General features: G+C 42.6%; 7 protein-coding genes and 1 tRNA gene. 5 read left to right on the top strand and 3 right to left on the bottom strand.

Going from position 1 to position 13,091, the window contains the following annotated elements; translation table 11 throughout:
* Nucleotides 1-25: 25 nt before the first annotated feature.
* The 3 genes from LH29_RS05185 to LH29_RS05175 all read right to left on the bottom strand — a co-directional run bounded on the left by LH29_RS05185 (nt 26) and on the right by LH29_RS05175 (nt 1,327).
* Complete coding sequence (locus LH29_RS05185) at nt 26-358, bottom strand: PadR family transcriptional regulator (RefSeq protein WP_045026404.1); 333 nt, start codon at nt 356-358, stop codon at nt 26-28.
* A gap of 48 nt (nt 359-406) precedes the next feature.
* Nucleotides 407-844, bottom strand: coding sequence for a hypothetical protein (locus LH29_RS05180; protein ID WP_045026403.1), 438 nt, complete (start codon nt 842-844; stop codon nt 407-409).
* 406 nt (nt 845-1,250) lie between these two features.
* Nucleotides 1,251-1,327, bottom strand: a tRNA-Asn gene (locus LH29_RS05175).
* Between the two features lie 205 nt (nt 1,328-1,532).
* Here LH29_RS05175 and LH29_RS05170 point away from each other — a divergent pair.
* The 5 genes from LH29_RS05170 to sov all read left to right on the top strand — a co-directional run bounded on the left by LH29_RS05170 (nt 1,533) and on the right by sov (nt 13,030).
* On the top strand, nt 1,533-2,009 hold the full coding sequence (locus LH29_RS05170; protein WP_045026402.1) for a superoxide dismutase [Ni]: 477 nt from the start codon (nt 1,533-1,535) through the stop codon (nt 2,007-2,009).
* A gap of 196 nt (nt 2,010-2,205) precedes the next feature.
* Entirely contained in the window at nt 2,206-3,630 is a 1,425-nt protein-coding gene (locus LH29_RS05165; protein WP_045026401.1) for a leucyl aminopeptidase family protein, read from the top strand.
* A gap of 125 nt (nt 3,631-3,755) precedes the next feature.
* A complete protein-coding gene (gene pdxA, locus LH29_RS05160) occupies nt 3,756-4,862 on the top strand; it encodes a 4-hydroxythreonine-4-phosphate dehydrogenase PdxA (protein ID WP_045026400.1) in 1,107 nt (368 codons plus the stop codon).
* Nucleotides 4,863-4,874: 12 nt separating this feature from the next.
* A complete protein-coding gene (ruvA, locus tag LH29_RS05155; RefSeq protein ID WP_045026399.1) occupies nt 4,875-5,456 on the top strand; it encodes a Holliday junction branch migration protein RuvA in 582 nt (193 codons plus the stop codon).
* A gap of 86 nt (nt 5,457-5,542) precedes the next feature.
* Complete coding sequence (gene sov / locus LH29_RS05150; protein ID WP_045026398.1) at nt 5,543-13,030, top strand: T9SS outer membrane translocon Sov/SprA; 7,488 nt, start codon at nt 5,543-5,545, stop codon at nt 13,028-13,030.
* The last annotated feature ends 61 nt before the right edge of the window (nt 13,031-13,091 follow it).

Here is a 13,091-nt window from a genome sequence, read left to right as displayed (position 1 = left end):
TTTACTTCTTTTCTGATTTTAACGATTATGCCCTGTTGGCTTTAACTCTTGTAACTGCACTTACCAATTCTCCCCACGATTCTTCCAGCTCGGCTAAAAAAACCATGCCTTTTTCGGTAAGTTCATAATATTTTCGAGGCGGTCCCTGGGTAGATTCTTCCCAGCGATAGGATAACAATCCGTCATTCTTTAATCGGGTCAGTAATGGATAAATAGTACCTTCTACTACTATTAAGTTAGCATCCCGCAAACCACTAATAACATTAACTGCGTACACCGGTTGATCTTTACAAACCAGCAAGATACAGTATTCCAAAACGCCTTTTCTCATTTGTGCTTTTGTATTCTCTAATTTCATGATTCCTGACTTTTAATATTTATAATTTTTTGTGAATTTCTTATGGAACTAACGGTTCCATATTACGTCAGAAGTCATCCAGTCTTCCAATTCCAGCGGTGACTCATTTTCTTCTGCAAACTGAAAAGACCAATGATTAAAAGTTGTTTCATCGATCATCCATTCTTCAACTTCCAATGCTTCCTCCTGTTCAAATTGAAAATACTGTGAGTAAACATCAAAGCTGGCTAAATCTGTCATCCAGTCTTCCAGTTTTAATGCTTCTTCTGCTTCCTCTTCGAAATTTGCTACGTAAACATCCGCCTCAACTGATGATGAATTGGATTCGACAGAGTTATCAACCATCGCAAATGCAATTAAATTAAAAGCTACCGATGATGACTTTCCTGACATCTGAGCATGTACACTTAAATTAAAAACGACTAAAATAATTCCCAGTACCAATAATCGTGTGGTTGCTTTCTGAACATTGTTTTTTGTTTTCATGACTTATCCTCCTGTTTTTTTCTTGTTATCTGTAAAATCGTATTGTAACGTTTTCATTTATATGACGCACAATTTTTCAAAGCGTTACACTTTATATAGTACTTTTTTTAATATGTTTCCTTTTTTTACTCAGTACTATGCTATACAATATTCCCGATTCATGCACAAACAATCACAACTCGCTCTTTTTCTTGATATTACGAATTATTCATTCAATAAATCAATCAATGTAAGAATGTATTTCCGGTAATAAATACTTATTTAAAGAATAGTCTACTCTTTAAAAATTCACCGACTAAAATGAATTATGTAATAAGAATAAGATGAAACTCACCTTAGAAAACGGAGAGTTATTTCAAAAATTAGGACATAAAAAAAGGAGATCAATTTTGATCTCCTTTTTTTGTGGCTCCCCAGGTTGGACTTGAACCAACGACCTACGGATTAACAGTCCGCCGCTCTAACCAACTGAGCTACTGGGGAAGGTTTAATTCCCTTTGTGAGAACGTTTGCTTTTCAAAAGCGATGCAAAAGTAATAGCTTTTCTTAAAAGTCAAAACTTTTTTCTAAAAAAAATCAATTAAAAATTCGATCCCCCATCAAAGGAAAATATGGAACAAACTCAAACCATATTCTTCTTTTATTGTTATACAGACAGTTATTAAATACAAACATTCAAAATAGAGAAATGAAAAAAATTACAAAACTTTTTTCCGCGGCCTTAATCATGGGCATTGTAGCAATTTCAGGTTTTCAGGCAAAAGCACATTGCGAAATTCCTTGTGGAATTTATGGCGACTCGGTTCGCATTGCCCTGTTATACGAACACATTGAAACCATTGAAAAATCGATGAACCAGATTAACGAATTGTCGAAATCAGAAAACCCCGATTACAACCAGTTGGTTCGTTGGGTAATGAACAAAGAAGAACACGCCAAGGAAATGCAGGAAATTGTAAGCCAGTATTTTTTACATCAACGTGTAAAAATTACCTCATCAGCTGATGAGGCAGCTTACCGCAAATATGTAAAACAACTGGAACTGTTACACCACCTTTCGGTATTTGCAATGAAAAGCAAACAAAGCACCGATTTAAGCATTATCGATACACTGCGCGAAAAGCTTCACCTTTTTGAACACGCTTATTTTGGCGACGATCATTAAAAAGCACAACAGAAAAAAATAGAAAAAGGGCCTTGTTTAAGGTCCTTTTTTGTATCTGCTAACCAACATTCGATCTTTAAAATCATTTGAACAGGAAAGATTCTCCGGTGAATTAACACTCCACTGTCAACTGTTTAATTTGTTTCCGTCAAAACAACTTGTTTTTAATCCTTATTTTAGCTTAAAATTAAAAACTATGATCCCAAAAATATCCATTACCTCAAAAATATCGGGCGAGCATTCGCTGGCCTGCTTATGCACTGACTTAAAGGAAACAGCTACTATTCAACTCTCGGAATCAGAAAAGTCGTTTCTGCAAAAGAAGTTTGAAAAGGAAGATACATGCGTGATTACCCGTATTCCACAACTTCTATTTTTTGGCAAAATAAAAACCGACAAAGAACCCTACCGGCAAGCCGAAATGGCAAGGGTAGCCGGCACAAAACTTTACGACGCCCTTAAATCGGCTGGTGATACAACAGTTCAACTTACCAATTTTTGTGAAGCCGGTTTTTTACCTGATTTTTTAGAAGGATTGCTGCTTAACACCTACACCTTCGAGAAATACAAAAAGGAAAAAGAAACATTTCAACTCGAAAATATTTTAATCTTTGATGAGAAGATCACTAACGAGAAAATCGATGAAATTATAAATACAACAAAGGCGACTTTTGTTGCACGCGACCTGGTTAACGAACCACTGTCGTTTCTTACGGCAAACCAGTTCTCAAAAGAAATTGAAAAACTGAGTGACGAAGCCGGTTTTTCACTGGAAGTTTTTCACAAGAAAAAAATTGAAGCGCTAAAAATGGGCGGGCTGCTTGCCGTAAACAAAGGCAGTATCGATCCGCCAACTTTTAATATACTGGAGTGGAAACCTGAAAATGCCAGAAACAAACAAGCCATTGTTTTGGTGGGAAAAGGAGTGGTTTACGACACCGGTGGTTTAAGTCTGAAACCAACACCCAACTCAATGGATTACATGAAGTCGGACATGGGAGGAGCAGCCGGAATTGTGGCAGCCATTTACGCAGCCGCTCTCAATAAACTTCCCTTGCATATTGTTGGCCTGGTTCCGGCAACCGACAACCGCCCCGATGGAAATGCTTACGTTCCGGGCGATATCATAAAAATGTTCGACGGAACCACGGTGGAAATCAAAAACACCGATGCTGAAGGCAGGCTCATTCTGGCCGATGCATTAAGCTATGCAAAAAAATACCAACCGCAACTGGTAATTGATTGCGCTACCTTAACCGGATCGGCCGATATTATTGCCGGCCCACACGCTGCGGTGGTTATGGGTAACACCGCCGATAAGGTGGAACAACTAAAACAATCGGGATTAAACACCTACGAACGCCTGATAGAAGTTCCGCTTTGGGAAGAATACGCTGCGCCTTTAAAATCGCCGATTGCCGACCTGAACAACCTTGGCGTACGTGAAGGACAAACAACCATTGCCGGAAAATTCCTGGAACATTTTACCGATTACAAGTGGATACATATTGATATGGCAGGCCCCGCTTTCAGAAAAGAGAAGGAGGCATACCGCCCTGCCGGAGGAACAGGTTTTGGCACGCGCTTACTTTATGATTTTCTGAAATCGCAAACAGAATAAAAAACACTGTGCATGAGCATGAAATGCGTGGAAATGGCGCAGAAATAAGATCATGCTTATTTAAATTAAATAAATTAACTTTGCGACACTTTACTAAAAAGGCAAATTTTCTGAAATAAAACACAATGGCAAAACAAGATACAATACGCATTGGAATTACCCATGGAGATATAAACGGAATTGGATACGAAGTAATCTTAAAAACACTTTCCGATCCGCGTATTCTCGAAATGTGCACACCGGTTGTTTATGGCTCACCCAAAGTTGCAGCCTACCACCGTAAAGCTCTCGATATAAACGATGTAAGCTTTAACCACATTCGCAGCACCAAAGAACTACTCCCCCGGAAAGCAAACATAATAAACTGTGTTGATGAAAACATTCGGGTTGAATTGGGTAAATCAACCACTGAAGCCGGAGTTTCATCGTTTGAAGCGCTTGACCGTGCTACCAGCGATCTTCAAAAAGGATATATTGATGCACTGATTACAGCACCAATCAACAAAGACAACATTCAAAGTGAAGAATTTAACTTCCCGGGACATACCGAGTTTCTGGCACAAAAATTCGACACCAAAGACTACGCCATGTTAATGGTGAGCGAATCGCTGAAGATTGGAGTGGTTACTACACACATTCCTATTTCGAAGGTGTCTGAAAGCCTGAATAAAGATCTAATCCTTTCAAAGATCAGGATCATTGCCAAATCTCTTCAGCAGGACTTTGCCATTACCAAACCGCGTATTGCCGTTTTTGGATTAAATCCGCATGCCGGCGACAATGGCTTAATTGGAAAAGAAGACAAGGAAATCATTCTTCCCGCAGTAATTCAGGCCAAAAAAGAAGGCATTATGGCACTCGGACCATACCCTGCCGACGGATTTTTTGGGTCGGAAGATTACCGAAAATTTGATGCTATTTTAGCGATGTACCACGACCAGGGTTTAATTCCGTTTAAGCTGGCCTCGTTCGAACGTGGCGTAAATTACACTGCCGGACTTCCTGCCATTCGCACATCGCCTGCTCACGGTACAGCTTATGCCATTGCCGGAGAAGGCAAAGCATCGCCCGAATCATTCCGCCAGGCTTTGTACCTTGCTATCGATGTTTATAAAAACCGAAGTATTTACAGCGAGATCAGTAAAAATCCGCTGAGAAAATACGACATTAACCCCAACCAGGTTGATGAAAGTGTTGATATTGAAGCATCAGAAGAGGAAGATACAATCTAAAAAAGCTTTGCTATGTACGAATTCATTAAGGGTAACATTGCCGAAATAAGCGCAACGCATGTTGTGGTAGAAGCTTCCGGCGTGGGCTACTTTGTTCATATTTCGCTGAACACCTACAGCGCACTTAACGGTAAAAAGGAAGTAAAAGTTTATGTACACCAGGTAGTTCGCGAAGATGCTCACACCTTGTATGGTTTTGCCACCACCACCGAACGTGAATTATTTCGCAATTTGATTTCGGTGAACGGAGTTGGTGCCAGCACTGCAAACATGATGCTTTCGTCGTTAAATCCTGATGAATTAAAAGCAGCAGTAACCACCGAAAATGTGGCGGTATTAAAAGCTGTAAAAGGTATTGGTGCAAAAACCGCTCAACGTATCATAATCGACTTAAAAGATAAACTCGGAAAAATACCCGATTCGGGGCAAATTTTAACCGTTGCAGACAATACTATCAGGAATGAATCGTTATCTGCATTAGTCATGCTTGGTTTTGCAAAGAAAGATGCAGAAAAGATAGTAACGAAGATACTTCAGGAACAACCTGACGCAAACGTTGAAAGCGTTATCAAACAAGCATTGAAAAGGTTATAAAATTTACCGTTTTCGAAAAAGAAAACCTAACAGAAAGTAGCAACCATTTTTTTTCGAAAAGCCTTTGTTGTAGTAATTTTAATGAAATGACACTTAGCCGAAGTTTACCTAAAATATGCTTCATTCTATTTGTATTTTTTGCCCTTTCAGTTCCTTTCAACGGAGAAGCTCAGGAAGTGCCGGAAATAGATACAACAGGCACATTACCCTATCCTTTTAAAGACCAGCCGGCTTTTGGATATACCGATCAGGATTCCGCGAAATTATACCTCAACAAGCCCAGCAACATAAAATACGAAATTGAGTACGACCCTATTACCGGCCAGTACGTGTTCTACGAAAAGGTGGGATCGCTGAATTACCGTTTGCCGCAAAGTATGTCGCTCGACGATTACCTCGAATATGATTTCGACAAATCGATTCAGGATTACTGGCGAATGAGAACACATCAGGAATCGGTTGATGCCCGCGGCGGACTGCTGCCCAAACTGACAATTGGCAGCGAGGCCTTCAACCGTATTTTCGGAGGAAACACCATCAATATACAACCACAGGGTTATGTTGAAGTTAGTTTTGGTTACCAGGTAAATAAAACCGAAAACCCGTCGATTCCCGAGCGCTTGCGAAAAGTTCCGACTTTCGATTTCGACGAGAAAATTCAGATGAATGTTACCGGCCAGATCGGTACAAAAATGAATATGCGGGTGAACTACAACACCGAGGCTACTTTTGATTACGAAAACAAAATGAACCTGGAGTACACCGGCGACGAAGATGAAATTCTACAACGTATTGAAGCCGGTAATGTGTCGTTGCCCTTAAACGGTTCGTTAATAACCGGGGCCTCCAACCTGTTTGGTGTTAAAGCCGAAATGCAATTCGGGAAACTTACACTTACCACATTGTTCTCACAACACCGCGGTGAATCAAGAACCGTGGAAACCGAAGGAGGTGCCCAAGTGGCTACTTTCGATATTTCGGCAGCCAACTACGATGCCAACCGCCACTTTTTCCTCGCACAATATTTCCGCGATCACTATAACGAATGGTTACAAAGTACGGCTGTTCCACGTTCGCCCATCACCATTAACAAAGTAGAAGTGTGGGTAACCAACAAATCAAACGATTTCGACGATTCGCGAAACATCCTGGCTTTTCAGGATTTGGCCGAACACGATCCGCACATTTACAACCCTGTTACGGAGTTTCAGCAAACTAACGGGCTGCCCTACCCTAAAAATGTTTTTCCGAACAACGAAGCCAACGGTCTTTACAACGAAATGAAGACCACTTACAGCGACGTGCGTCAGGTGCAGAATATTACCAACGTAATGTCTCAGTTTCAGGATGATTTTAAAGGAGGAACCGATTTTGAAAAAATTGAGCAGGCACGCAAACTGAACGATTCTGAATTTACCATCAATAAACAATTGGGATATATTTCGTTAAACAGTGCTTTAAATACCGATGAAGTTTTGGCAGTGGCTTTTAACTTCACCTACAACGGGCAAACTTTTCAGGTGGGTGAATTCTCAACCGATGGTATTGATGCGCCGCAAACGCTTTTTATGAAATTGCTGAAAGGCACCAATTTGTCGCCGGGAAAACCAACCTGGAACCTGATGATGAAAAACATTTATAACCTGAATGCCTACCAGTTAACCAGCGACGATTTTGAGTTGAATGTGGTGTACCAAAACGATTCAACAGGAACTTACATTAATTACCTGCCTGATTCACGCATTGAGGGGCACATCCTTCTTGAAGTAATGCGTCTGGACATGCTCAACTCGCAGCTCGACCCAACAAAAGACGGGGTATTCGACTATGTTCCGGGCATTACGGTTAACGCCAACTCGGGCCGTATTATTTTCCCGGTGGTTGAACCATTCGGAAGTCACCTGGCCGATTCCCTGCAAAATCAGTCCGATATTGAACGATACACTTTCCAAACGCTATACGATTCAACCCAGGTAAAAGCAGAACAGGATGCAGAGCACAATAAATTCAGGCTTACCGGTAGTTACAAAGGTTCGTCAAGTTCCGATATTGCATTGGGAACTTTAAATGTTACGCAAGGTTCGGTTACAGTTACTGCCGGCGGACAGGTGCTTACCGAAAATGTAGATTATACGGTTGACTACACGCTGGGCCGGGTAAAAATTATTAACCAGGCATTGTTGGAAGCAGGAACGCCCATTCAGGTGGCAACCGAAAGCGAGGACCTGTTTACCATGCAGCGCAAAACCCTGATGGGAACACATGCCAACTACGCTTTCTCCGATAATTTTAACATCGGTGCAACCATGTTGTGGATGAACGAACGCCCGCTAACCGAAAAAGTGGATTATGGTGAAGATCCGATTTCGAACCTGATTTACGGTTTGGATGCCCGCTACAACACCGAAGCGCCTTTTATTACCAAAGCATTGGACGCACTTCCGTTTTATAGTACAACCGCCACTTCATCAATTGACGTTGAGGCAGAATTTGCCCAACTGGTTCCGGGAAGTGCAAAATCGATTGACGGAGCAGTTTATATTGATGATTTTGAGTCGACAAAAACAGCCATCGATATGCGAACCCGCTCGGCGTGGATGCTGGCCAGTACGCCACAAAACCAGGACAATTTGTTCCCGGAAGCCAACCTGAACAACTCGCTCGAATACGGGATGAACCGTGCAAAGTTGGCATGGTACAATATCGACCCCTTGTTTTTGAGAAACAATTCGCTTACTCCCGATTATATAAAAGATGACCGGGATTTACAATCGAACCACCTGGTACGCGAGGTGTTCGAACAAGAGATATTTCCGGAACGTGAATTTACAACCGGCGAACCAACAAACATTGCCGTACTCGACCTGGCTTTTTATCCAACAGAGCGTGGTCCGTATAACTACGACACCGGTAACTCCAGCCATGCGGCAGGTGTAAACCCCGATGGAACTTTACGCGATCCTGAGTCGCGTTGGGGTGGTATTATGCGCGAAATTCAAACCAGCGACTTTGAAAATGCCAACATCGAGTACATCGAGTTCTGGATGATGGACCCGTTCGTTGACCCGGATGAAGACTGGGGTCCTCTTGAGCCAATGGAAAACGGAGGAGACCTGTACTTCAACCTTGGAGAAATATCAGAGGATATATTAAAAGACTCGCGTAAATCATTTGAGAATGGATTGCCAACATCTGCCGAACTAAGCAATGTCGACACCACCATTTGGGGACGCGTATCAACACAACAATCGCTGGTAAATGCTTTTGATAACACAGTAAATTCGCGCGAATACCAGGATATTGGTTTTGACGGATTAAACGATGACGATGAACAATCTCATTTCCAGCAATACCTGCAGGAACTGGAGCTAAAAGTAAATAACGCGGTTTACCTGAAAGCATTGGACGATCCATCCTCAGATAACTTCCACTATTTCCGCGGATCGGATTACGACAGGGATCAATTAAGCATTTTAGCACGTTATAAACAATACAACGGTCCCGACGGCAACTCGCCAACAACCGAAATGTCGCCGGAAAGCTATCCTACGTCAGCAACTACACTGCCTGACATCGAAGACATTAATGATGACAATACACTCAATGAATACGAACGCTATTTTCAATACAAGGTTAGTATTCGACAAGAGGACATGGTTGTTGGGCAAAACTACATTGTTGATAAAAGAAGCCGACCTGTTCAGTTAAAAAATGGTGAAACAGGAGAAGCTGCCTGGTACCAGTTCAAGATTCCGGTAACAAAACCTGATGCAGCAATTGGTGGCATCAACGATTTTAGTTCCATTCGTTTTATGCGAATGTTCATGCACGGTTTCCAGGATTCTGCCGTTATGCGTTTTGCCACACTCGACCTTGTTCGTGCCGATTGGCGGCGATACACCGGCGATATTCTGGAAAATGGCGGAACTCCCTCACCAAATGCGCAATTCGATATTTCGGCAGTAAGTATTGAGGAAAATTCGGGCCGTTCACCGATTAACTACATTTTGCCTCCGGGAGTATCACGGGTAATCGACCCAGCCAACCCGCAGCTGCGCCAGCTAAACGAGCAGTCGATTGAAATGAAAGTAACCCAGCTGGAAACAGGCGACGCACGTGCGGCATACAAATCGTTGTACATGGATTTCAGAAGGTACAAAACCCTGAAAATGGATGTGCACGCCGAAGAAATTGAAGAATACCCGCTGGAAGACGATGAACTGTATTTCTTTATTCGTTTGGGATCGGATTACAATTACAACTATTACGAATACGAGGTGCCATTAACGCTTACTCCAGAAGGCATTTACAATGGAGATATTGAAAGCGACCGTTATATTGTTTGGCCCGATCAAAACCGGATTAATATTCCACTCGAACTATTTACCAACCTGAAACTGGAACGCAACGATGCCATAAGAGTGGAAGGCTCATCCATTTCAATGCAGGATGTTTATGAAGGTTCGCACCCTGGCTGGAACGACGGTAAAAACCGGGTGAAAGTAAAAGGAAGCCCTAACCTGGGTAATGTTGAGGTAATGATGATGGGTGTTCGCAACAAGCGGGGGCAGGTAAATACGGGGCCAAAATCAGTAATTGTTTGGGCGAACGAATTACGCCTTACCGATTTTGACGATGAAGGCGGATGGGCAGCTAATGCACGTGTTTCAACACGTTTAGCCGACCTGGGTAGCGTGGTGGTTGCCGGGCGCAAACGTACTGCGGGTTTCGGAAGTATTGATGAGAATATTAACAACAGGATGATAGACGACCTGGATGAAATCGATGTGTCGGCATCAATAGACTGGGGTCGCTTCTTCCCTGAACGGGCCGGTGTTCGGATTCCGATGTACTACGGTTACTCCAACAGTACAGCAACACCAAAATACGACCCGGTAAATCCGGATATCGAGTTAAAAGAATCACTATCGCATGCCCGAACCGGCAGCGAGAAGGATTCGATAAAAAACATATCGCAGGATGTGATTGAACGAAAAAGCCTCAACTTTACCAACGTAAAAGTGGAACCACAGCGCCAGAAAGAGAAAACACATTTGTGGGATCCGGAAAATTTTGCCGTTACCTATTCTTACAACGAAACATCGAAACGAAACATTACAACGGAGTACAACGTGAACAGAACGCACCGTTTTATGTTCTCGTACAATTACAGCAGCCGGCCAAAATTGATTCAGCCATTTAGCAAAGTTCAGCTGCTGCAAAAGGGGCCTTTAAAATTAATTGGCGACTTTAATTTCTATCCGCTGCCAACACAAATTTCATATCGTACCGATCTCTTCCGTAAGTACCACGAGCGCCAGTCACGGAATATTACCAATCCGAACCTGATTCTGCCGGCTACTTTCGATAAGGATTTCCTTTGGAACCGTTACCTCGATATCCGTTACGATGTTACCCGGTCATTGAAGTTCGATTTCTCATCACGCGGTACTTCACGAATTGATGAACCCGAAGGACGGATTAATAAAAACGACGACGATTACGAATGGAAACGCGATTCGATTCTTACCAACCTCTGGGATTTAGGACGGCCAACAATATACAATCACAGTTTTAATGCCACTTACCAGGTGCCACTCCGGAGTATCCGTGCATTAAATTTTATGAGCGGAACTGTTCGCTATTCGGGAACTTACGAGTGGATAGCCGGATCGTTAACCGACGATGACATTAACATTGGAAACATAATTACCAACTCGCGCAACCTTACGCTTACCGGTAATGCTAATTTCCAAACCCTGTTTAACAAGGTGCCTTATTTTAAAGAGGTCGACCAGAAATTCAGACGAACAGGTCGCGGGCGTGGCAGCCTCAACAGCCGGAGTACACGAGGAAGAACAAACCAGCAAACCGAACCACTGCAACGAAAACAGGAAGAAACGTTTAGCCGAAGTGCAAGATTTACGGCCGATCAGGGCCAGCAATTTGCCCACAAGCTAAATACCAAAAAAGTAAAAGTTCTGGTTACTGATGTGAACGGGAAAACTGTTCCGGGACGAACTAATATTATTGATGCCAATACCATCGAGTTTGTTCCATCGGTTGATGTGCAGCAGGCCATGCTTACCGTTACAGGAAAACGGGGCGATCAGTCATTCATGAAAGACATGTTGGACCTGACCACAAGAATGGTGATTGGAGTGCGTACATTCACGGTGAACTACAGCAAAAACGGAGGTACTGTTTTGCCGGGCTTCCTGCCTGAACCAACATTGTTTGGAACAGGTAAATTTAATGGCGATCCGCAATGGGGAACGCAAATACCCGATCCGAAGCTGGCTCCGGGACTTCCATTCCTATTTGGCTGGCAAGACCGCGACTTTGCATTAAAAGCGGCAGAAAATGGCTGGCTAACCATCGACTCAACGTTAAATCAACCGTTCCAGATTATGGAAAACGAGCGGATTAATTTGCGTACATTGTGGGAACCGCTGCCCGATTTGCGAATTGACATCAATGCCAACCGCTCGATATCGAAAAATATTACTGAGTTCTACAATTACGATACAAACTCCGGTAGTTTTGTTGCCAACAGCTATTCCGAAAGCGGAAACTTTAGTATGTCGACACTAACATTGGGAACTGCCTTCTTTAAAATAGGAAAAGAAGAAGTAACCAGCTCTGATGCTTTCGAAAAAATGAAAGAGAACCGCCTCACTATAGCCAGACGTCTGGCTCAACAGCGTGGCACAAGTGCAGGTTATGATCCGAATGCTCCGAACGAAAACTATCCGGGATACCCCGATGGTTACGGACCAAACTCGGTGGAAGTTCTTGTTCCGGCATTCCTTGCGGCATATCAAGGTAAAGATCCGGAAAAGGTTAGCCTGGGAATGTTCCCGTCATTAAAATATATCCGTCCGAACTGGAGTATTCGTTACGAAGGAATGGTTTCGCGAATTCCGGGCCTGAATAAAGTAATGCGTTCGTTGAATTTCCAACATGCCTACCGTTCAAGCTACAACGTTGGTTCGTACGCCACCAACCTGAATTTTATTGCTGCCGAAGATGGCTACACCATGGTGCGCGACCTGGCCGACAACTTTGTTCCGGCCTACGATTTTAATAGCGTGAGTATTGTTGAAGCTTTCAACCCGCTGATTAATATCGACATTATGTGGCTAAGCGACCTGACTACACGTGGAGATATCAAACGTTCACGCAACCTAAACCTGTCGTTATCGAACAACCAGCTAACCGAAATTCTGAGCAATGAATATACTATAGGATTAGGCTATCGATTTACACGAATGGATTTGATTATTAAAACAAAAAATTCGCAACAGGCTTACTCGAACGATCTGAATGTTCGCGCTGATATTTCGTACCGTAAAACAAAAACAATTTTACGCCAATTAGACGATGACAGCAACCAGATTACGGCAGGACAAGGTAACTTTACCTTAAAAACCTATGCCGACTACCGTTTGAGTGATAAATTTGAAATGCGTGTTTATTACGATCGTATTATTAATGATCCGTTTACTTCGCTATCATACCGTACAACCAATGCTAATTTTGGTGTGAGTTTCCGTTTCACCCTGGCTAACTAATTGTTAAACCAACTTTATTTGAGAAATAGTTTTTTGAAGCTTCTGTCAACAATATTTTGAT

Source organism: Draconibacterium sediminis, from assembly GCF_000949475.1.
Taxonomy (GTDB): Bacteria; Bacteroidota; Bacteroidia; order Bacteroidales; family Prolixibacteraceae; genus Draconibacterium; species Draconibacterium sediminis.
This window is presented reverse-complemented; position numbering and strand designations above follow the sequence as displayed.